Source organism: Chloracidobacterium validum, from assembly GCF_018304825.1.
GTDB lineage: Bacteria > Acidobacteriota > Blastocatellia > Chloracidobacteriales > Chloracidobacteriaceae > Chloracidobacterium > Chloracidobacterium validum.
Window position 1 is genome coordinate 275,069 of the sequence record NZ_CP072648.1, and the last position, 22,336, is coordinate 297,404.

Below are 22,336 nucleotides of genomic sequence, written 5' to 3' on the forward strand. Positions count from 1 at the left end.
TCATCCTCCGTAAGAAATATGCAAGCCACGGTGTGACTCACCCCCGACGACTGACTTCCGTGACAAATACTGTGCCAATCTCGGAAGCTGGTCTGGAAAAAAGTGAGTACATCTGAGAAGAACTTGACTAGAAAATCATTGGTTTTGGTTTTTCTGCTGTTTTTCTAGCCTGGCTAGTGGATGGTGTGGAGGTTGAGCTTCAACCATTTGGTGTAAGGTTTCACGCGCCTACCGGCCTGGTACACGATTTCGTGTAGCTGGTTGGCAAACCACAGGCTGGTATCGGCAGGAGACCGTGAGGCGAAATCTCGGCATGAAGCAGCTACCGTTCTCGGTCAGTGTCGTCATTCCCACGTACGAAGGCCAAGCGTTGCTGGCGCGGTTTCTGCCCTCGGTGATCGTCGCGCTCCAGAACTACACGGCGGCAACCGGCGCGCCGGTTGAAATCCTCGTGGTGGATGATGGTAGCCAGGACGCGACGGTGGGCTGGCTGGCTGCCCAAGCCTTTGCTTTCGTGCGGGTTTTGCCGCAGCCGGTCAATCAGGGCTTTGCTCCGACGTGCAATGTCGGTTTCGCCGCGGCGCGGCATGACCTGATCTGGTTGCTCAACAATGACATCGAAGTGACACCCCAGGCGCTCTTTCCCCTCGTCGGCCACTTCACAACGCCGACAGTGTTTGCCGTTTCCTCGCGCGCGCTGCGTCTGGGGAGCGATGCGATTGACGGCGCCGGACGCCTGGGACGCTGTGTTCGCGGCTACTGGAAGGTCTTTGAAGGATACGACGTACTGATGCAGCAGATGCCGGCCGAGGCCGTCCTGCCGACGATGACGGCCAGCGGTGGCTACAGCTTGTTTGACGCGGCCAAGCTGCGCGAGCTTGGCGGCTTTGATGAGCTGCTCGCGCCGTTTTACTGGGAAGATGTCGAGTTATGTTACCGCGCCTGGAAACGGGGCTGGGAAGTCCGCTACGAGCCGCGCAGTCTGGTGTTTCACCAATCGAGCGCCACCATCAAGGCGCGCTTCACGGCGCAGACGGTCAACGTGGTGGCTACGCGCAACCGCTTGCTCATGCACTGGATTCATCTCCATGACGCGCGCTGGTGGCTGGCGCATCTCGCCATGACGGCATTGCTGGTGCTGGGGGATCTGGTCGCGCGGCGCGGCTACCGCGAGGCTTTTCAGCAGGCGTACAAGCATCGGCAGCAGGTGCTCCAACGCCGAAAACAGGAAAAAGCGCGCCGCCAACGAACTGATCGTGAACTTGCCGCCATCTTTGCGGCGGTACGCCGTCGGCCTTACGTCAGAACATTCCGCAACCCGCAGGAAGAAGCCTTGTTTCGTGCCGCGCAGGCGTGGGATTCAAGCCTCGGCGAGGCATTGACGAATGATGAACCGACAGCATGACGCGCCTTCTGACAGGGCGCACTGGCGGGTCACTTCGGCGTCGAGCGACTCGGAAGCAATGACACAATCGCCATCGCACACCTCTGGGAAGTCGCGCGCAATCAGCAAGACCGGGCAGTGGTGCATGACGACGATGTATTCTTCTGCCGATCCAGTTTCGACCCGAACGAGATAGCCCATTTCCTCGAAGGAGCGAGCAAATGCCTCGACTCGTTTTTTGAGCGGCTTCCCACTCAGGCGGGGCTTGATCCTGGCGGTAATCGTATCGGCGCGGCTGCGCAGAATGGACGTGACGACTTCGCGGCCAAAGCGCTGTTCGATTTGCTGGAGAATCTCGACGCTCAACACGTCATAGGCCTGGGGAAACAGTTCGTCGGCGCGTCTGGTCAAGCGGTAAAGGTGCACCGGGCGTCCGCGCTCACGCCGCTGGATCGTGGATTCAACCAAACCATCCCGGTCGAGCACTTCAAGGTAGCGCCGAACATTGACGCCGGACGTGGAAAGTTCGGTTGCCAAGTCCTCAACGCTCAGGGGCGCGCGCGTTTTGAGTAGAAAAACGATTTTTTCGCGCGTATCTTTTCCGCTTATGGGGTTCGTTTTCATGGCGGCATTTTGCCACACTTGCCCGCTCTGAGAAACCCTGCCCAACCCGGCCTGTCCGCCTGCGATGGTGGCAACCGGCAAACAAGCACCTGGAGTCTCGCCCGATGTATCAAGCCAAGGGACACATCACCAAACAAGCCCACGTTGACATTCCGGCCGGCACGTATGAAGAACAGCATGGACGTGAAGGCTTTTTCGGCCCGGTTTCCCACCTGTATCACCGTCATCCACCAACCGGTTGGACGCGCATTGAAGGGGATTGCCGCCCGCAGGCGTTCCATGCCGACCGTGTGGAAACCACCGGCGACGCGCCAACCACATTGCTCGAAAATGCCGACGTGACCCTTGGCGTCGCCCGGCGACGTGGGACGCCACCCTACTTTGAACGCAATGCCGATGGCGATGAACTGTGGTTCACGCATCGCGGCGCCGGCGTCCTGGAAACCGATTACGGACAGTTACGCTTTGGCGTTGGCGACTATCTGGTGATTCCACGGGGCACCACCTACCGTTTTGCCTGCGCCGATGAATGCTTCTTTCTGGTCATTCAGAGTCTGGGCACGCGCCTGCGCCAGCCGGAGCGGGGCCTGCTGGGCCAGTATTCACTCTATGACGCGACAACCATTCGAACCCCTGACCTGCTCGCCCTGACACGGACGGAAGGTGAATACGAAGTGCGTGTGCGGCGGGAAGGAAAGCTGACCCGCATCTTTTATCCCTTTCATCCGCTCGATGTCGCTGGCTGGAAAGGCGATCTCTACCCGTGGGCGTTGAGCATCCATGATTTTTGCCCGGTGATGAGTCACCGGGCGCACCTGCCGCCGAGCGTGCATGTGACGCTGGTTGGGGAGGGTTTTGTCGTGTGCTCGTTCGTGCCGCGCCCGCTCGAAGAAACGCCCGGCGCGCAGCGGGTGCCCTTTTATCACCGCAACATTGACTTTGACGAAGTGCTTTTCTACCACGCCGGAGATTTCTTCAGTCGTGACAACATCAGCGCCGGCATGGTGACGCTCCACCCGCACGGCGTTCATCACGGACCGCACCCCAAGGCGATTGAAAAGAGCTGGTCACCCGGCAAAACCCATACGGATGAGTATGCCGTGATGCTCGACACCCGCCGACCGCTCCACGCGACCGACGCCGCGCGCCAAGTTGAATGGAAGGAATACTACCTGTCCTGGCAATAAACCACGGCGCTGGTCACGCGAACGTTACATCCGCGACCTAGCGTGCCGGTGGCCGCCACATTGTCTAGTTCTTGCTGATTCTGGCTGAAAGGAACTTTTTTTCCGGTGAGCGATTCTTCTTCGGCAGACTACGGTATTGACGCCATCCGCGAGGCGCTCGAACGGCTCTATCCAGGCGCAGAACCAATCCACTTTGGCACGATCATGCGCTACAGCCTGGGTGGCCCAGACCCGCTCGATGGCATTTCTTTTTACGAACGCGCCACCCCGCTTCCGCATTGGCACTGTATTTCCTTCGGCATGAGTGAGCTATATGCCAAGACGCCCGGCAGTGATCCCAACCTGAGCGGCTGGGGCTTTGAGTTTACCTTTCGGTTGGCGCGCGCCGCTGGCGACACCAACCTTCCAACCTGGGTCATCCCGTTCCTGAACAATCTGGCTCGCTATGTCTTCAACTCCGGCAACCCGTTCCGCCCTGGCCATCACATGGACTTGCGCGACCCGCTGACGCCGGATGTCCCAACGACCTTGCTTTCGGCCATTGCCTTCGTGGACGACCCCGAACTCGCGCCCATTGAAACGCCGAACGGCCGCCTGCACTTTCTGCAAATCGTCGGACTCACCAGGGATGAACTACAGGCCGTCAAGCGGTGGAACACACGCGGCGTGCTGGGACTGCTCGAAGAACGCTGTCCGCTGTGGATTACCGACCTGGAACGCGCTTCCATAACCGACCAAGCCGATGTCGTGGCGCGCATTCGGGATGGCATCGCCGCCGAGGGATCATCGTTGCAGGGGGAATATGTCGAAGTGGCCCGTTGGCGACTGGCCGACCCACCCCGCCGAGAAGTTGAGATTGAACTCGACGCGGACGGGCTGCGTGACTTCGCCGAACTGTTCCCTGCGCGCCTGAAGTTTGACCGCGAGTTTCTCATCTGGGGCGCCAAGCAGACGCTTGTCTTTCGCCCGGCAACCACCGCCGGTTTCCAGGATGCCGGAAGTGGGGTGCTCGTTTTGGACATCACGCCCGACCTGATTGACCAGTTGGCGCAGGCGCTCCGTCCCACGCCTGCCACCCACCGTTTCAATATCGGTGGCGAGGTCGTCGTGACGGTGGTGCCGACCGAAGATGCCGGGTGACGCGCGCCCGATAGGGATTTTCGATTCTGGCGTTGGTGGGCTGACGGTGTACCGCGCGCTCCGCGCTCGGCTGCCCCAGGAATCATTCATTTACCTGGGGGACACGGCGCGCATTCCCTACGGTACGCGCTCGCCGGAAACCATCCGCCGGTATGCCCGCGAAGATGCGGCTTTTCTGCTCGCCTGCGGCGTCAAGCTCATTGTCGTGGCCTGTAATACGGCATCCTCCCTGGCGCTGGCGCAGCTCCAGGCTGAAGCGCCGGTGCCCGTCATCGGGATGATTGAGCCAGGCGCGCAGCAGGCGGCCGCCACGACCCGCACGCGCCGGGTCGGCGTGATCGGGACTGAAGCGACCGTTGCCAGTGCCGCTTATCCGCTGGCCATTCACCGGATCGCGCCTGAAATCGAGGTGGTGGCCCAGTGTTGTCCGTTGTTTGTGCCACTGGTTGAGGAAGGGTGGGCCGCCCATCCGGTGACCGCAACCGTGGCGGCTGAGTACCTTGCGCCGCTGCGGCAGTCCGGCGTGGACACGCTGGTGCTGGGTTGCACGCACTATCCCTTGCTGGCCGAGGTCATCCAGCCGGTGATGGGGGATGCCGTGACGCTTGTGGATTCTGGGTCCTGTGCGGCTCAAGAGGTTGCGACCGTCCTCAGCCGGCGCGGTTGCCTTGCGCCACCCACCGCCACGCCCTGGACTCGCTTTTGTGTCACCGACGCCGGCGACCGCTTTCGTCGCGTTGCCGAACTCTGCCTTCAGGAAACGCTCCCTACGCTAGAAAGCGTGCGCGTCGAAACCTAGACGCCGGCCCCCGGCGGTTACTTCAGCACCCGCTGGACGACATAATCCGCCAGTGTGTAGGGGTCGAGTTCGCGGTTGGCAATGCGCGCGACGGCGTCCTTGAGCAGTCCGTCGCCAAGGACACGTTGCCAGGCATGGCGCAAAAGCTGGTCACGGATGAGTTCAACGAGGCGCTGCTCCAAAATCTGCTGGCGTCGCCTGGCACGGGCGTCGGGATGCTGGGCGACAAACGTCAGGTAGCTATCCAGAGCTTCGGCTAGGGCTTCGAGACCGACCGGCGGCGTCGCTGTCGCAATGGTGCGCACGATGGGCGGATGCCAGCCGTCAGGGCGGACGGCAAGTTCGAGCAGCGCTTCGAGTTCCAGTTGTGTCCGCTCAACGCCGTCGCGGTCGGCCTTGTTGATGACAAAGACATCGCCAATCTCCATGATGCCGGCCTTGATGGATTGCACGTCGTCGCCCATCCCCGGCACGACGACAACCGCCGTGACATCGGCCGTCTTGACAATGTCCACTTCGTCTTGTCCGACACCGACGGTTTCAACGATGACGACATCGTAGCCGGCGGCATCCAGCAAAAGCACGGCTTCGGTCGTTGCCCGCGCCAGTCCGCCCAGGTTGCCGCGGGTTGCCATGCTGCGAATGAACACCCTGGGGTGGGTGGCGAGCTTGGGCATGCGAATGCGGTCGCCCAGGATCGCGCCTCCGGAAAACGGACTCGACGGGTCCACGGCGACGATGCCGACGCGCTGGCCACGGTCCACATAGACTTGCGCCAGCTTGTCGGTCAGTGAGCTTTTTCCGGCCCCCGGTGCGCCGGTCAGACCGATGACGCGCGCCCGTCCCGTGTGTGGGAACATGCGCTTGAGAAGGTCGGTCGCTTCGGGAGCGTTATTTTCGACCAGCGAGATGCCGCGCGCGATGGCGCGTGGATGACCGGCCAGGATGGCATCGGCAAGTGTGGTGGCAGTGTGCGGAGCGGCGTTGGGCATACCGGTACAAAGTGCCTCAGGTGAGGAAAGGGGTTAGCGGCGGTTGGCGAGTTGCGCCAGTTTATGTTCGGCTTCCTGGCGCGCCGCCGCATCAGAATCAACCTCCACTACTTTACGATAGCAGCGCCGGGCCGTCTCTATGTTCCCCGCCGCAACGTAGAGATCGCCCAGCGCCATCCACCACCTCGGCTGGGTCGGGAACTGCTGTAAGGCCACGCCATAGTGATGAATGGCTTCCGGCAAGCGTCCCTGACGACGGCGGATGACAGCGAGTTGGGCATGGAGCTTGCCGTCGGCTGGGGCCAGTCCAAGCGCCGCCTCAAACTCGGCCGCGGCTTCATCTGTCCGTCCGGCTTCAAACAGCAGAATGCCGAACAGCTCACGGTAGGGCATCCAGACTGGGTCGAGTCTCGCGGCCATCCGGGCGGCAGCCAGCGCCGCCGGCGAGTCGCCTTTCGCCAAGTAGGCTTTGGCAAGCACGGCGTGCGTTTCGGCCAGCGGCAGAATGGCGCGGGCGCGGTCAAGCGCCCGAATGGCCTCGTCTGGGTGTCCGGCATTGAGTTGTTCCGTGCCATACGCCTGCCACAACCAGACACTCCGCTGATTGCCGACCGCCAAGGAGCGCGCCAAAACCGTCTGACTGTCACGGTAAAACCCGACTTCCTGCCGGGTTTGCCAGGCGAGACTGCCGATGAGCAGCGCCACCGCGCCGGCCAGCGCCCAGCGCCAGAGCGGGCGGGGCAGGGCCTGCCAGCCGACGCGGAAGCCGGCGGCAAGCGCCAAACCGTAACCCAGGCTCGGCAGGTACATCACCCGTTCGGCAAAGACAAAGCCCAGCGGCCGGATGAAATGCGAAAACAGCGCGGCGCTCCCCAGAAGAAACAGCAATCCAACCCAGGCCGGGGATCGGCGGCGGTAAGCCAGTCCTACGCCGGCGAGAAAAAACGCCAGTCCCAGGCCTGCGCTCCACAACCGCCGATCCCGCCAGTCAACGACCAGCGGCAGACTGTCGAATGAATAGTCCACTTGCAGGGGAAACGGCCAGAGGTGCATCCCAACGTACTTCATCAGCAGCACCACCCCGGTTGCCCAGCGTTCGAGGAGTCCGGCGTAAGCCAGTGGGTTCATTGGAAAGTCAATCGGCGCGAGTGGAACGCCTGATTGAATCCGCTGGTGACAGAACCAGAACCCCAAGCTGGCCAGACCACAGGCCACGCCGGTTCGCCAACCGGCGGCAACCAGCGCGCGCTGCCAAGGTACGGATGCTGTTTGGCCGTTTGCCCAGAGTATGAGCAGCCACAGGGGAAAAAACAGCACGGCCGATTCCTTGGCCAGCCAACCAACGAGCAGACACAGCCCGGCCCCGGCCGCGAGTAACCAGCGCTGCCCACCGGCGGTCGCGTCGGTCAGCGCCAACTTCGCTTCGGCAAGGGCAAACGCCAGCGCGCCGAGCGCGCCGAGCGCGGCCAGCAACTCCGCGCGTCCGACCAGCATGGCCACCGCCTCCGTATGCAGTGGGTGCGCCACGAAGCACAGCCCGGCCAAGCCGGCCATCACGGTATCTTGCAGCCAGACATACATCAGCCAGCAACCAAGCCAGGCGACCACGATGTGCAGGCCGACGTTCACCGCATGCTGGGCGGCCGGCCCAGGCCCAAAACGACGCGCAACGAGTGCGTAGGAGGCTATGGTCAGCGGGCGGTAGTGGAAGTTGCGGTTGAGTTTTTCCGTGGCCTGGACATCTTGCCAGTAGTGTTTTTTGAATAATTGGCGCAAGTCGGTCGTGGCTGCGGCATTGGGGTTGTCGCGCACGATGCCAACGTCATCAACGACATAGCCGTGTTTGATGGTGTTGCCGAAGATCCACCACCCCAGGCCGCCAATCAGGCAACTCCAGATGAGCATCATCTGAACCGGCGACCATGTCCAGGCAATGACAACCGGCTGGTGAGCGGGCATAACTAAGCTCGGAAGTGACGGGAATGCTCGGCGGGAACCTGCCCAAGCCGTAACGAGGGCGCTGGTTCCAGCGACCAGTCGTGACGCTCGCCACGCGCGAGGCGGGCATAGCCGGCGGCAGCAATCATGGCGGCATTGTCGGTGGTGTACTTGGGGTGCGGAACTCGAATCTCAATGCCTTTCCGGTGGGCCAGGTCGGCCAGCGCCTGCCGCAGTCCCGTATTGCAGACCACCCCGCCGCCCGTCACGACCAGGCGTGGATGATAGGCGTCAATGGCGCGTTCCAGGACGCCAACCAGCGTATTGACCACGGCGCGTTGGAAACTGGCCGCCAAATTGCGAATGCTGTCGGGGGCTTGCGCGGAAATGTCTTCTGGATGAATGCCTTCTGGCAGCGGCGCAACCTGGTGCTCGCGGATGTAACGCAACACGGCGGTTTTGAGACCGCTGAAAGAGAAGTCGTATGGCGCATCGGGAATGAGCGGCGGGCGATACACCAGCGGCGCGTGGTCGGGCTGTCCGGCGCGCGCCAACCGGTCGAGGATCGGTCCGCCGGGGTAGCCCAGCCCCAGCCGGCGGGCTGTTTTGTCATAGGCCTCACCCGCCGCGTCATCACGGGTGTGCCCGATCCGTTCATAGGCAAACGGCGCGGCAATGTGAAACAGGTCGGTATGTCCGCCAGAGACAATGAGCGCCAGCGCGGGGTAATCCCAAGCTCCATACTCAAAAGTGGTGGAGAACATGTGTCCTTCGATGTGATGGACGCCGACGAACGGCACGCCGAGCGTCAACGCCAGGGCCTTGGCGTACGACAACCCGACCAGCAAGGCGCCGACCAAGCCTGGCCCGTAGGTGACGGCAATCCCATCGAGTCCCCGAAAGCCATCGTCCAACGGCTCCACGGCACGGGCGACGACGTCCGCAATGGCGTCTAAGTGCTGCCGTGAAGCAATTTCTGGAACTACGCCCCCATAAGCCTGGTGTAATGTCATCTGGGAGGCAACGATGTTGGACAACGCGCTTCGTCCATCCACGACGACGGCCGCGGCGGTTTCATCACAGGAAGTTTCGATCCCCAGAACGGTGCGCATGCTCGAAACGATACTAGGAATCAAAACGGCGGCACAAGGCGACGAAATTCCAATGGTCGTGCTAGGGTGAACGCATGACAGCATGCCGTCTGGCGCGCCCGGCTCGCTTTGCGTTGGCGCACTGACGTATGATTTTCTCCCGTGGAGGACTAACCCCCGATGATGTATGGATTTGACATGGAGCGCGCGCTGCGCGCGATGCGCGCGGAGTTGACTGACCATGGCGTGCAGGAACTCCGCACGCCAGAGGAGGTGGATGCCGTTTTGTCCAAGAAAGAAGGCACGGCGCTGGTTGTTGTCAACTCGGTATGTGGCTGTGCGGCCGGCGCGGCGCGGCCCGGCGTCGTGGAAGCGCTCAAGACGAGTCCGACGTTGCCTGATCACATCACGACGGTCTTTGCCGGACAGGACAAGGACGCAACCGCCCGCGCGCGCGAGTACTTCAAAGGCTTTGCCCCTTCTTCACCTTCCGTTTGGCTGCTCAAGGATGGTGATGTCGTGTTCAAGTTGGAGCGGCATCAGATTGAGCACCGCAGCGCGGCTGACATCGCGGCTGATATTCGCAATGCGCTTCAGAAGCACTGCGCCCAGACCAGCGCGGCAGCGGTCTAACTTGCAAACCTTTCATAGCCCACAAGACGTATGAGTCACTTCCCGGCGCCCGACTTGGTTGCGCCCGTCTCAGGCATTTCCGACGCTGACGCTTCGGCGTCAGCGTCACGTTACGCTTGGTACGTTCTGTTCATCCTGACCTTGGTACAGGTCGTCAACTATGTTGACCGGCAGATCATTCCGCCGCTGCTCAAGCCCATTCAAGATGAGTTGAATCTCAGCAACACGGCGGCCGGGTTTCTGGGGACGGCGTTCATGCTGGTGCATTCACTCGCCGCGGTTCCGCTGGGCATCCTGGCTGACCGGATTGCGCGGCGAAAAATCATCGCCGCCGGCATTGGTTTCTGGAGTCTGGCCACGGCGGGCGCCGGTTTTGCCAATTCGTATGTCCACTTGTTGCTGGCGCGTGGGGCGGTTGGCGTTGGAGAAGCGGCCTATGCCCCGGCGGCCACATCGCTGCTCAGCGACATGTTCCCGGCGCGGATGTGGGCCAAGGTGATCGGTATTTTCAACCTTGGGTTGGTCGTAGGCGCTGCCTTGGGGCTGGTGCTCGGCGGCGTTCTGAGCGAAAAGATCGGCTGGCGCTATTGCTTTCTCGTCGTCGGACTGCCGGGGTTGTTGCTCACGATTGTCGTCTGGCTGTTTCGGGAACCGGCGCGCAGCCACGCCACCGAACCAGCCAAATGGAACGACATTCTACAGTTGCTCCACATCAGATCGCTGTGGCTGGTCATTGCCGGCGCGGCCAGTGTGACGTTTGCGGCCGGAGCGCTCATCCATTTTCTACCAAAGCTCGTCACCGAGCTTTACGGGATTGAGTCGTCCAAGGCGGCTATCCGGTTGACGCCGATTGTGATTGCGGCCTTTTTGGGCGTGATTACCGGCGGCTTCACCGCGGATTGGCTCCAGCAACGACTGGCGGCCGGGCGTGCGCTCACCATGGCGGTGGCGTTTCTGCTTGGCGCACCGTTCTTGTACTGGGGACTCTACGCGCCAACGCTCAATCAGTTTATCTTTGCTGGCTGCATGGCAACTTTTTTCATGAGCTTCTACCACGGACCGGTCGCTGCTATCGTTACCGACCTTGTCCCATCGTCGTTGCGTGCCACGGCCATTGCCTTTTACATGTTTGCCATCCACATTCTGGGCGATATGCCGTCGCCAGTGGTGGTTGGCTTTCTGTCGGATGTAATTGCCGGTGACAACGCCGCGCCGTCAGCCGCGACAGATGCTCTCCGGCAGGCCATGGTGCTGTGTGTGGCGGCAACAGCGCTGAGTGGTGTGATTTTTCTGGCGGTTTTACCTGTGTTGCGCCGCCGGCCGTCGCCAGCCAGTCCGCTGCCCGCTTAGTTCCCCGTCACTGAACCGCTGTGCTGTGCTGTCTGTTATTCGGGGCTATTGGGCAAGTCAACGGTTGTGCCGAATGCCTTGCTAAGACGGGGCAGAGTTTTCTAACGTACGAGTCTTGCCAACGCCGCGCAGCACTGCCGGGAGAGGCTTTAGCTACAACCGATAAGAGCGGTCTAGGAGGTTTTGCCCGCTTATGACGATGCCGTACATGCACAGCGCATGCATCACTCGCCTTTGGCGCGCCGCCTGGCACGCCAGTCTGGCGCTCGGTTTTGGGATCGCTACGGTGCTAACGCCGGCGCTGGGCTATGCGCAGGATGACGCGCAACCCAAGAAGAAAAAACCGCGCAAGATTGAACTCGACAAGATTTATCAGCGTTGGGTCAATGAAGACGTTGATTACATCATTACGCCCGAGGAGCGCGCCGCGTTCAAGAAGCTCCAAACGGACGAAGAACGAGAAGAGTTTATTGAGCAGTTTTGGTTGCGGCGCGACCCTGATCCAGACACGCCGGAAAATGAGTACCGCGAAGAATACTACCGGCGCATTGCCTACGCGAATGAAAAGTTCACGTCCGGTATTCCGGGCTGGAAAACTGACCGGGGGCGGATTTACATCACGTGGGGGCCGCCCGATAGCGTCGAGTCACGTCCGGCCGGGGGGCCATACGAACGCCCAATCTATGAAGGTGGCGGAACAACGTCAACCTATCCATTTGAAACGTGGTTCTATCGCTATCTGGAAGGGGTAGGCTCCGGGATTGAGATTGAGTTTGTTGACCCAACGGGCAGCGGTGAATACCGCATTGCGCGCAATGCCGACGAAAAAGACGCGCTCCTCTTCGTGCCAAACGCCGGGCTGACGCTTGCCGAGCAACTTGGCTTGGCCTCGAAGGTGGATCGTCCGTTTTTCAGTCCGGGCAACCGGAACGGCAACAACCCACTCTACCCAATGCGGACGCAGGACATGCCTTTTGAGCGCCTGGCAATTCTGACCAATTTGCAGCGCGCGCCGTCGGTCCGCTACCGCCAGTTGGCGGAACGGGTTGACCAGCAGGTTGAGTTCGACGTGCTGCCCTTCGATGTGCGAACCGATTTCCTCCGCGCCGGGGAATCGGCCATCGTGACCACCTTCACGCTGATGTTCAACAACGGTGACCTAGGCTTCAAGGATGAAGGTGGAATCCAGAAAGCGCAGCTCAATATCTATGCGCGTGTGTCAGCGTTGACCGGCAAACGGGTGGGCATTTTTGAAGAAGCGCCGATCATCACCTATCAGCAGTCACAGTTTGAGGTTGGGCGCAAGCTCAGCTCGGTCTATCAAAAGAGCCTGATTCTGCCACCGGGGAACTACAAGATTGATTTCGTTGTCCGCGATGTGACGAGTGGTCACACCGGGATTGTGCGGCAGGGCTTTGAGGTTCCCCGCTACTCGCCCGAAGCCCTTTCGACCAGTTCGCTCATTCTAGCCGATCTGGTCGAGCCGGTGACGCGCGTCTCCGGCAGCCAGTTCATCATTGGGGCCAACAAAGTTCGTCCCAGCGTGACCCAGCGCTTCAAGCAAAGTCAGAGTCTGGGGGTGTACATGCAGGTGTACAACGTCCAGATTGACCAGGCCTCGCTGCGGCCGGCTATCGAGGTTGACTATGTCATCACCAATACGAAGACCGGACAGGAAGTGAAGCGGATTCGTGAGGATGGAAAGAATGGCATTTCCGACCTGAGCGGCTACGGGCAGCAAATCGTGCTTGGGCGACTCATTCCCCTTGCCGAACTTGAGCCAGGGAGCTACGAAGTCACGGTGGTCATCACGGACAAAGTTGCTCGGCGCACCTTGTCCCCCAAGACCTTCTTCACGGTTGAGCCGTCCAGGTCATAGCGCGCTGCGCTTCCACCCATGACCGGCGCGATGGGTGGAAGCCGGCTGCGTTTACGCTTCACGCTCCATGCGGCTCATTGATCGCTACCTCATCCGAGAAATCGTCCCGTACGTCGCCACGGTCTTCTTTTTGCTGACGGCCGTGATTTTTCTCCATGAGGCGGGACGTTTCTCCGAGCTTTTCGTTGTTTTTTCGCGGCGCGGGCTGTCGAGCACGCCGCTGCTCATGCTTGTCCTGTCACTCCTGCCCGGCATCGTCATTTTCACGCTGCCGATTGCGTTTCTGGTTGGCGTGACGATGGCGATGGGCCGGCTGTCGGGTGATAGCGAAATCGTGGTGCTGCAAGCGAGCGGGGCTGGGCACTGGGCGCTGCTCCGACCAGTGTTGATGGTTGGCATCGTGGTGATGGGGGTGACGGGATATCACACGTTTTACCTCCTCCCAATTGCCGTCAACTCGCTCAATCAGCTCAAGAAGACACGTTCCGAACTGCTCCTGCGAAGCATCGAGACCTACATCAAGCCAGGCACCTTCACGGAAGACCTGCCGGGCCGGATTCTCTATGTTGACCGCAGCGATGGCGACAACGTCTGGCAGCGGATCTTTATCGCTGAAATGGCGGATCGTCCCGACCAGGAACCAAAAATTTACTCGGCCGAGTCGGGGCAACTGGTCTTGGGCAAAACACTGCAAGAAAGCGAGTTGCGGCTTGAAAAGGCCCGGATTTACAGCCAGGAATCGCGCCAGCCAGATGAGGCGGCAAGCTATTTCATGAACGCTTCCGGGAAGCTGACAGCCAGTTTTTCGCTCGGTCGCGGTGATGAGGCCAACCCGGACCTTCAGGCGCGCCCACCCGGGCCAGAGCTACTGACCTTCCCGGAGCTTTGGGTTTTCAAGCCGACCACGCCGAGCCAGGCACGGGCCGTCGCCACCGAGTTGCATCGCCGGTTGGCTTTGCCGGCGGCTTGCTTGCTGTTCGCGCTCTTCGGGGTTGTTTTGGGCGTGACGACGCTCCGGAGTGGGCGGTCGGCTGGCCTCTTCGTCGGCATTGCGCTGGCGCTGGCTTTTTACCTACTCACGTTGGGCGGCGAGCGCTCGGCCCGAAGCGGTGCCATCCCAGTGGTCGTTGGGGTATGGCTACCCAACCTACTGTTTTTGGGACTTGCGCTGGGCATGCTGGGCGGCATCGGCCGCCGGCTGGGAGCCTGGGCCGGCTGGGGTTGGCTTTGGCGTGGCTGGGCGTGGTGCCGGGGCTTGGTCAGGCGCTTTGCCCTCCCGCTTTGGCAGGCGCGGCCCAGCAAGGAAAAGCCCCGCTGGCTGACGGAGGAAGCTTCTTCCGTGACGAGCCTGACGCCACCGAGACGGCTTGGGTTTCCGCGGATCATTGACGGCTTACTGTTCCGCGAAGCCCTTCGCTACTTTCTGCTGGTGCTGCTTGGGTTGGTGGGTATTTTTCAGGTGTTCACACTTTTTGAGCTGATCAACCCCATCGTTCAGAATCGCATCGGTGCAAGCGTTGTCGTTGGGTATCTGCTGTTCCTTACGCCGCAAATCGTGAACTACATGACGCCGTTTGCGGTCTTGGTCGCCACCTTGATCACCTTCGGATTGCTGGCCAAGTCGGCCCAACTGGTGGTGCTGTATGCCAGTGGGCAGAGTTTATACCGGCTGTCGGTTCCGTTTTTACTTGGGGCGGGATTGGTTGCCATGTTCATGGCGGCGACGCAGGAACTGGTTCTGCCGATGTCGAATCAGCGCCAGGACTACCTGCGTTACCAGATTCGTGGTGGGACGTTGCCGCCACAAACCTTCCACCAACGAAATCGTAAGTGGTTCCGTGGGCGTGAGCACCGAATGTTCAATTTCGCGGTGTTTGACACCGAGCGGAATGAGTTTGCGAGTTTTGGGGTGTATGAACTGCATCCCACGACGGCCATGTTGGTGTCGCGGACCTATGCCGCCAAAGCGCGTTGGGACGCCCTCACTGAAGAATGGGTCCTGACAAATGGCTGGCGACGAACCTTTTCAGCCGACGGACTGGAAACCCGCCGCCAACCCATTCAGGAGTTGCGCTTGAAGTTGAGCGAAACGCCGGATTACTTCAAGCAAAGCGCGACCGACATTGCCAAGATGAGCGTGGGACAGTTGCAGCAGCAGGTCGCGGAACTCACCGCCCAGGGGCTGGATGTCGAAAATCTGGAGCGGGCGATTCAAACTAAAATCGCCGCGCCACTTGCTTGTTTTGTCATGGTGCTCGTTGGGCTGCCGTTTGCCCTGACGATTGGCAAACGGGGAGCGATGGTTGGGATTGCGGTTGGCGTCGGACTGGCCGTGCTTTTTTGGGGCACCGTGAGCCTGTTTGAGCAGTTCGGCAACTACCGGACTCTCCCGTTGTTTTGGTCTGCCTGGGGGCCAAACCTGTTGTTTGGCAGCGGCGGCCTCTACCTTTTACTCTCGGCCAAGACCTGACGCTGACTGGTTGGCGGGCGACTCCCTGGCTTGGTTCGGAAATTTTCCAGAAGTTCAGCAAGACAACCTGGCTTGTCAAGTGTTACGCTTGATACACTCCAGCAGTTGAAGTCACGGACTGCAACGGAAACTTAACTCATCCCCCAATGCTCGGTTCACGTCTCGTCGGGGATTGTGTGGCGAGACGACTGAATGAATCGTCATTCACTACTTGGGAGTGCGCGCGCTTGCCCTATGACCATCAAAAACGCCATCTTCATTGTCTTCTTCTTCGCCGCGGTTGGTTACTTTCTGTTCAATGCCTGGCGACTCATCGAGTACATCCGGGTTGGTAAGCCGGAAAACCGTTTCGACAACCTGCCGCGCCGATTCTGGGATTTGCTTGTCATTGGCTTTGCCCAAACGAAAATCATGCGCCACTGGTGGGCGGGCGCGCTGCACGTCGCCGTGTTCTGGGGTTTTTGTGTCTTGACGCTGGCTTCGTTCGAGGTTGTCCTGGAGGGCTTTCATCCCCAGGCTTCGCTGTATTTCCTGCCCGGCTACGGGCCCTTGACGTTGCTGCAAGACGTGTTTGGGGTGCTCGTGCTGGCCGCTTCCCTGACATTTCTCTTCAGGCGCTATGTCACCAAGCCCAAGCGGTTTTCGGGCGCGGAGATGAAGCCTGAAAGCCGAATGGACGCCACGCTCATCCTGGCCATGATCATCGCGCTCATGGTGACGATGTTTGTTGCCAATGGGACGCATCCGGCGACAAACAGCGTGATTTTCGGCAACCGTCCTATCTCAGAGGTGGTTGGCTTTTATCTCGGCGGCAATCAAAACGAAGTCCTGTTTGAAGTTGCCTGGTGGTCTCATGCGGTCGTGCTGTTTGTCTTCCTCAACTACCTGCCGTTCTCAAAGCACTTGCATGTGATTGCCTCGCTCCCGAATGTGTTTTTCGCATCGCATCAGTCATCGGGCGTTCTCCCCAAAATGGACTTGGAAGCCGAAGACATCGAAACCTTTGGCGCATCAGATGTTGAGCACTTCACCTGGAAGCAGTTGTTCGATAGCTACACCTGCACCGAGTGTGGGCGTTGCACGGCCGTATGTCCGGCCAACAACACCGGCAAGCCCCTTTCGCCACGTAAAATCATGATGGACATCCGCCATCGTGTTGAGGAGAAAGGCGAACTGACCATCGGCAAGCTTGGGGCTTTCACAAAGGGCGTGGCCGCCAATGGTCACGGCAATGGTCACGGTGAAGTCGCGGAGAGCGTCAAGCATGCGCTCGCGCAAAAGATCATCGGTGAAGGCTTCATCACACCCGAAGAACTCTGGGCCTGCACGACCTGTCAGGCTTGTATGCAGGAATGCCCGGTCAGCATCGAGCACGTCCCGACCATTGTGGACATGCGGCGCAACCTCGTTCTGCAAGAAGCTGACTTCCCAGGCGAACTCAATACCCTCTTTACCAATCTCGAAAACAAATACTCGCCGTGGGCGTTCAGCCACGATGGGCGCGCGGATTGGGCGGAAGGCCTGGACATTCCGTTGATGTCCATGATTGAAGCCGACCAGAAGCAGGTCGAGGTGCTGTTTTGGGTTGGTTGTGCCGGCTCTTACGATGATCGTTACCGCCGGGTCGTCCAGTCGGTGGCGCGGTTGCTCAAACGGGCCGGAATCGCCTTTGCCATCCTCGGCAAGGAAGAAAAGTGCACCGGCGACCCCGCGCGGCGGGCCGGTAATGAGTATCTCGCCCAAACGCTCATCCAGGAAAACGTCGAAACCCTCAATAACTACAAGTCGCGCTTCAAGACGGTGCTTACCTCCTGTCCGCACTGCTTCAATGCCATCAAAAATGAATGGTCGCAGTTTGGCGGCACCTTTGAGGTCATGCACCATAGCCAGTATCTGTCGAAGTTGGTCGCTGAGGGGCGTATCACGCCGACGCAGAAAATCGAAGCCACGGCGGTCTATCATGATTCGTGCTACCTGGGGCGCTCCAACCATATCTATGACGAGCCGCGCCAAACGCTGGTTCAGATTGGCGCAAAGCTGACGGAAATGGAGCGTTCCCGCGACAAGGGCATGTGCTGCGGCGCGGGCGGGGCGCGGATGTGGATGGAAGAAGCCGGGGAACGGGTCAACGTCGAGCGCACACGGCAGGCGTTGGAAACCAAACCCGATGTCGTAGCTGCGGCCTGTCCTTTCTGCATGACGATGCTGACGGACGGCCTCAAGGCCCACAACGAGGAGCGGGTCAAGGTCTTCGATATTGCCGAGCTGCTCGAACAGGCTACCGGCGGCGACAAGCGTATCTAGGGCGTGATGGTTTTGGGGAAGGCAATACCCGTGGCTTGCTTCCCCAGCTCACCCGGCCGGGACGGGATCGAAATCGGCAACCTGTCGCGCCGTCCAGCTTTGCGGCGGGCATTCACCCGCCGCTTGAACCAGCCGGAGGATGGTGTCACCGAGCGCCCGATCCGGCGTGGATGCGCCGGACGTTAGTCCGATGTTGAGGCGTCCCGGTGGCAGCCACCCGCTGGATTCAATTTCCTGGGCCTGGAATGCCGGCTTGTGGCGGATCAACTCGGCCGACACGATGCAGTCCGGGGTGGCAATGTGGTAGGTCGGACACACGGCCGCGGCCATTTCACAGAGGTGTCCGGTGTTGCTGCTGTTGTAGCCACCGACAACCACCAGCAAGTCCAGGGGACGCTTGAGCAGTTCGGCTACGGCATCTTGCCGCACTTGGGTGGCACTGCAAATGGTGTCGAAGGAGCGGAAGCGGAAAGGTGTTTCATCCTCGCCATACCGAACCGTCATCGCCGCGCGAAGCCGCTCGGCAATGGCCAGCGACTCGCTGGCCAGCATGGTCGTTTGATTGGCAAGTCCGATCTTGCCGAGATCGCGCGTCGGGTTGAAGCCTGGCGAAGCCGCGCGCGCGAAAAAATCCCGTAGCGTTGCCGCCGGTTGCAGGCCGGTGATGACCGATGCAAGCTGTTCAGTTTCCTGGAGGTCGCGGACGACGACATACCGCCCACCCGGTATCGCCAGCACCTGTGAGCGAGTCGCCGTAGTTTCTTCATGGTCGTGCTTGCCGTGGATGATGGTGGTGAAGCCATCGCGGGCATAGCGCTCGACCCGCTTCCAAACATGAACGACCGAGCCACAGGTCGTATCAACCAGTGTGCAGCCCACGTTGCGCAGTTGCTCCAGGTCGGAGGCCGGCAGCCCAAAGGCCGGAATGACAACGACATCCTGCGGCGTCACGTCGGCGATGTTTTCGAGCTGGTGAATACCCAGCGCCGCAAGTCGGGCGTTGACCGTCGGATTATGAATGATTTCGCCGGTGAGATAGATCGTCCGCCCGGCGAACCGGCGGCGAGCTTCGTAGGCCAAGTCCAAGGCGTCATCCACGCCATAGCAAAAGCCAAACTCACGCGCCAAATGAAAGGTGAGTCGCCCAACCCGCAGCACATAGCCTTGCTGCCGGATGGTTTCGATGACGGGACTGCCAAAGTCGCAGTCCACTGCGCGTCGCGTCGCGGCTTGGACAGGCAGCCGTGCCCGAGACATGGCGACTTCTGATGACCTGACCGCAACCTGACTTACCATGGCCGAACGTCCTTGTCTTGCAGGATGGCTTGGGGGCAAGACCGACGCGATCGCGCCTGGCGGTCACGACGTAACCAGAAATCTAACCGTCCACACCAGGCCCGCCAAGCCAAAAAGACGGAAGCCTTCCGTGGTGGCCGGCATTGCCACCCAGGAGCTTTTTAGGATGCCAGACCCACCACTTGGTCTGAAGCCGGTGGTTCAAATGACTGTCTGAACAGTCAGGTTGGGCCAGTGGCGCAGACAGGAATGCCTATGCCAGGTTTCAAGCCTGCGCCAAGGCTATGGCGCGGCGCTTGACAATTCAGGTGTTTCCAGTTGGGAGGTGGACTGCTCCGTGACCTTCGGGCCGTAGGCAATGGCCAGAGGCGGACGCGGTGCGCCATCGTCCGTAACCGGTGGGCTGCTGTCTTTGGCAAAGCTGACCTTCACGGCCGTTCGGCGGGCCGCCGCCGCGCCCGCCATCTGTCCAGTGCCGTCCACCGTGGCTGGCTCGGTCGGTGGTGCTGGCGAAGGGGCTGGGGTGGCCGGAGTAGGAGCTGGTTTGCCGGCGTTTTGGATAAACGCCAGAAGTTGCTTGAATGGGCTGCCTTGTTCGACCATACGATCAATGGCCTGGAGGAGAAATGCTCTGGCGGCCGGGTTCTCGCTCACGGTGATGAGCAGCTTGTTGAGCGCCTCGATGAGCGCCGTAATTTGCCCGATGTCTTCGACTTTGGGGATCCGGTCCACCAGCTTTGAGAGTGTTTCATCAAGCCCAATGGACTTGCCTAGGTCGGTTGGAAACGTTCCGATGGCGTCTTTGGCCGCCTGCGCTACGCGATACACGGCATAGCTCGTGTTTGAAACAGGGCGTCCGGTGCCAAACGGCGAGTCAAGCGACGGTTCTTTGGTTGCCGCTTCCTGGGGTGGGACTGGGTGTGCCGTTGGCGCCGGGGTCGGCGCTTTGAATGGCGTGCCCCGCTTGGCGTGCGCCTCCTGGACGATGGCTCGGATGCGTTCAATGCGCGCGACGATTTCATCTGGCAAGGTGACTGGGCCGGCGGCCGTGGCGGAAGCCCCAAGCGGCTGGGCTGCCTTCGGCTTGTCAGACTGTCCGGCGTTCCAGGTGGCTAGGGCTTTCGTCAACTCAAACAGCTCCCCAAGGGCGGGGAGGTCCATGATCGGCAGCAAGTCAACCCGCGCCGTGAGTGCCTTGGGAACGGCCGGCGGCGTAAACTCCAGCGCCAACTCACCGTGCAGCGTATCGGCTGCCTTGGCGCTCAGACGCACGCCGCGATAGTCCAGGCGGTCGAGAACATCCGACTGCAAGCCGCGCGCCCAAAGAATAAAGTGCTGGTCGGTCAGAATGACATAATCGTGCAGCGTCAACCCACCGACCCGCTTGCCGTCACCGTCAAAGACGATGCCATCGAAGAGCGCAATCACGACCTCATCTGGTTCACGATGGTAGCGAAAAAACTCTTCGACATGTTTCCGTTCGACGTTTTTGCCGATATAAGGGACAGGCAACTCCAATGCGACGTTGGCCATCGTCGTTTCTCCTCAAACCGCTAGGTCGGGCCGCTGGGTCTGGATGAACGCGGCTCGTGAACGTGGTGGATGGGGGGAGTTTGACGGCGCTGCCAGCCAAGGCCGCGCGCCAAGCTCCCTTGCCCGCGGTTATCCTTCCGCCGTGAAGCGGGAGGCGGTGGTCTTGCTCGCTGCCGGAGCGCCTACGCTGCGCCGTGCGCCGCCGCCGTCATAGAGGTTGTCAAACATGCGGCCCTGAATGCGGTCGAAGTTATAGGCAATGGCGCGGTAAATGTCGCCAACGAGGTTGATGTGACCCTCGAGGTTGATCTCGCCGATTTCGACGATGGAGTCCACGACTTTTTTGAACTGACCCATAGCAACAAGTCCTCCGAAGTTCGGATGGAAAGGAAGTGAGCTGAACTTTGGGGACGTAAAACCTGTGCGCCATCAACCGGCCGTGAGGCCCGTTCAGTCCTCGCCGCCAACCGAACTGGAAGGTGTCCGGTCGGTCAGCATCCCGGTATGACGATTCCCAGGCCGTGCTTCAGCCAACACCGACCGGGGCTTCAAAACAAATACTTAGCCACTCGTTCTGATACTCGGCATGACTTGGCTCCAAGCCAATCATCGAGGTTGGCAAGCCGACCATGCGGCGCTGATTGCCAATCTGGATGACGAGTTCATCTCCAGCAATCCACGTTTCGAGCCGGTCTGGCTCCAGAAACGGCAGCCGGATGCGGATGCGGCAGTCATGCTCCGATTTACACATCTCAAAGGGACGCTCGCCGTAAAGCCGCGCGGCGGGGTCGGTGTCTCCAAACAAGTCTTGGGCGAGCACCCGCAGCCGATCCAGCCCGACGACTTCTGAACCGTACATCGGCGCCCGCAGAATTGGCAACGGCTGAAACGAGTCTTCAATCTCGGACAGATACCGCTGCTGCACCGCTTTCCACCCTTCCAAAAAGCCACTGTTTTCGTTCACGGGCAAGAGCCGGTTGACCACGATGCCGTCCGAAAGCAAGCCGTAGAGGTTCAGGTAGGTCAGCGCACGCTTGGACTCCTTGATGGCCATTTTCTCGGCATTCATCACGAGCCGCACCGTCGTGGTTGTGCCGTCGCACAGAATGTCGTGCATGGCTTCGAGGTTGCGAAACATGCGATCGACTTCTGAAAACACCTTTTCCGAAGCCATGTATTTGCGCAGCCCAGGCGTGGCGTTGGCCAGCGGACGGACAATCGGGCGCACGATTGAAGATTCCAGCCCGCGGACAAGTCGGATGACCCAGCTCATCGTCTGCGGCATCGAGAGCAGACGCAAGGTCTCGCCGGTGGGCGCGGCGTCCACGATGAGCAGGTCATACTCGCCGCTTTCGCGGTATTTGCGGATGCGCGTCAGGCTAAATAGCTCCTCCATGCCGGGGAGAATGGCGGATTCATCTGCCAGGACGCCATCCACGCCTTGACCGGCCAGGATTTCGGCAAAGTGGGTACGGACGACGCCCCAGTTTTCTTCCAGGTCTTGATAGACATTCGTTTCGAGCGCATCGAGTCGGTCCAGAATGCGGAGTGGTTCTGGTCCGAGTGGAATGTCAAGCGAATCCGAAAGGCTGTGGGCCGGGTCGGTACTCATCACCAGCGTTCGCAGTCCGCGCTCGGCTGCCAAGAGCGCCGTCGCGGCGGCAACACTGGTTTTTCCAACTCCGCCCTTACCTGTGTAAATGATGATTCTCATAC

The 22,336-nt window shown here is 60.4% G+C and carries 17 protein-coding genes; 9 read left to right on the plus strand and 8 right to left on the minus strand.

The features are described 5' to 3' along the window. Nucleotides 1–313: 313 nt before the first annotated feature. A complete protein-coding gene (locus tag J8C06_RS01140) occupies nucleotides 314–1,405 on the plus strand; it encodes a glycosyltransferase family 2 protein (protein ID WP_211428970.1) in 1,092 nt (363 codons plus the stop codon). On the opposite strand, the gene J8C06_RS01145 is transcribed toward J8C06_RS01140, so the two are convergent. Continuing rightward, nucleotides 1,361–2,008, minus strand: a complete 648-nt coding sequence (locus tag J8C06_RS01145; RefSeq protein WP_211428971.1) for a helix-turn-helix transcriptional regulator — start codon at nucleotides 2,006–2,008, stop codon at nucleotides 1,361–1,363. The genes J8C06_RS01140 and J8C06_RS01145 overlap by 45 nt on opposite strands. A 104-nt stretch (nucleotides 2,009–2,112) precedes the next feature. Here J8C06_RS01145 and J8C06_RS01150 point away from each other — a divergent pair, with 104 nt between their 5' ends. The 3 genes from J8C06_RS01150 (at nucleotide 2,113) to murI (ending at nucleotide 5,134) form a co-directional block, all read left to right on the plus strand. Beyond that, nucleotides 2,113–3,195, plus strand: coding sequence for a homogentisate 1,2-dioxygenase (locus J8C06_RS01150; protein ID WP_211428972.1), 1,083 nt, complete (start codon nucleotides 2,113–2,115; stop codon nucleotides 3,193–3,195). 105 nt (nucleotides 3,196–3,300) lie between these two features. Continuing rightward, entirely contained in the window at nucleotides 3,301–4,335 is a 1,035-nt protein-coding gene (locus J8C06_RS01155) for a suppressor of fused domain protein (protein WP_211428973.1), read from the plus strand. Beyond that, nucleotides 4,325–5,134: a glutamate racemase gene (murI, locus tag J8C06_RS01160; RefSeq protein WP_211428974.1), complete on the plus strand. Its 810-nt coding sequence runs from the start codon at nucleotides 4,325–4,327 to the stop codon at nucleotides 5,132–5,134. The genes J8C06_RS01155 and murI overlap by 11 nt, the downstream gene beginning before the upstream one ends. A 17-nt stretch (nucleotides 5,135–5,151) precedes the next feature. Here murI and meaB read toward each other — a convergent pair whose 3' ends face one another. The 3 genes from meaB to tsaD are packed head-to-tail and all read right to left on the minus strand — an operon-like array spanning nucleotide 5,152 to nucleotide 9,176. Beyond that, entirely contained in the window at nucleotides 5,152–6,126 is a 975-nt protein-coding gene (meaB, locus tag J8C06_RS01165; RefSeq protein ID WP_211428975.1) for a methylmalonyl Co-A mutase-associated GTPase MeaB, read from the minus strand. 33 nt (nucleotides 6,127–6,159) lie between these two features. After that, on the minus strand, nucleotides 6,160–8,085 hold the full coding sequence (locus tag J8C06_RS01170) for a tetratricopeptide repeat protein (protein ID WP_211428976.1): 1,926 nt from the start codon (nucleotides 8,083–8,085) through the stop codon (nucleotides 6,160–6,162). A gap of 2 nt (nucleotides 8,086–8,087) precedes the next feature. Further along, nucleotides 8,088–9,176, minus strand: coding sequence for a tRNA (adenosine(37)-N6)-threonylcarbamoyltransferase complex transferase subunit TsaD (tsaD, locus tag J8C06_RS01175; RefSeq protein ID WP_211428977.1), 1,089 nt, complete (start codon nucleotides 9,174–9,176; stop codon nucleotides 8,088–8,090). Nucleotides 9,177–9,335: 159 nt separating this feature from the next. On the opposite strand from tsaD, the gene J8C06_RS01180 reads away from it, so the two are divergent. The 5 genes from J8C06_RS01180 to J8C06_RS01200 all read left to right on the plus strand — a co-directional run bounded on the left by J8C06_RS01180 (nucleotide 9,336) and on the right by J8C06_RS01200 (nucleotide 17,791). After that, a complete protein-coding gene (locus tag J8C06_RS01180) occupies nucleotides 9,336–9,788 on the plus strand; it encodes a BrxA/BrxB family bacilliredoxin (RefSeq protein ID WP_211428978.1) in 453 nt (150 codons plus the stop codon). Between the two features lie 30 nt (nucleotides 9,789–9,818). Beyond that, nucleotides 9,819–11,138 carry a spinster family MFS transporter gene (locus J8C06_RS01185; RefSeq protein WP_211428979.1) on the plus strand — a complete coding sequence of 440 codons (1,320 nt, stop codon included), beginning with the start codon at nucleotides 9,819–9,821 and terminating at the stop codon, nucleotides 11,136–11,138. A 193-nt stretch (nucleotides 11,139–11,331) separates the two neighbouring features. Beyond that, nucleotides 11,332–13,017, plus strand: a complete 1,686-nt coding sequence (locus tag J8C06_RS01190; RefSeq protein WP_211428980.1) for a GWxTD domain-containing protein — start codon at nucleotides 11,332–11,334, stop codon at nucleotides 13,015–13,017. Nucleotides 13,018–13,084: 67 nt separating this feature from the next. Next, entirely contained in the window at nucleotides 13,085–15,487 is a 2,403-nt protein-coding gene (locus J8C06_RS01195; protein WP_211428981.1) for an LptF/LptG family permease, read from the plus strand. Between the two features lie 234 nt (nucleotides 15,488–15,721). Beyond that, nucleotides 15,722–17,791 (plus strand): (Fe-S)-binding protein, encoded by a 2,070-nt coding sequence (locus J8C06_RS01200; RefSeq protein WP_211428982.1) that lies wholly within the window; start codon nucleotides 15,722–15,724, stop codon nucleotides 17,789–17,791. 48 nt (nucleotides 17,792–17,839) lie between these two features. Here J8C06_RS01200 and J8C06_RS01205 read toward each other — a convergent pair whose 3' ends face one another. The 4 genes from J8C06_RS01205 to J8C06_RS01220 form a co-directional block, all read right to left on the minus strand. Then, nucleotides 17,840–19,087 carry a 4-hydroxy-3-methylbut-2-enyl diphosphate reductase gene (locus J8C06_RS01205; protein ID WP_211428983.1) on the minus strand — a complete coding sequence of 416 codons (1,248 nt, stop codon included), beginning with the start codon at nucleotides 19,085–19,087 and terminating at the stop codon, nucleotides 17,840–17,842. Between the two features lie 282 nt (nucleotides 19,088–19,369). Then, nucleotides 19,370–20,620, minus strand: a complete 1,251-nt coding sequence (locus J8C06_RS01210; RefSeq protein WP_211428984.1) for a hypothetical protein — start codon at nucleotides 20,618–20,620, stop codon at nucleotides 19,370–19,372. A gap of 129 nt (nucleotides 20,621–20,749) precedes the next feature. After that, nucleotides 20,750–20,977, minus strand: coding sequence for a bacteriochlorophyll c-binding family protein (locus tag J8C06_RS01215; RefSeq protein ID WP_211428985.1), 228 nt, complete (start codon nucleotides 20,975–20,977; stop codon nucleotides 20,750–20,752). Nucleotides 20,978–21,146: 169 nt separating this feature from the next. Continuing rightward, a complete protein-coding gene (locus J8C06_RS01220) occupies nucleotides 21,147–22,334 on the minus strand; it encodes an ArsA family ATPase (protein WP_211428986.1) in 1,188 nt (395 codons plus the stop codon). Between the last annotated feature and the right edge of the window lie 2 nt (nucleotides 22,335–22,336).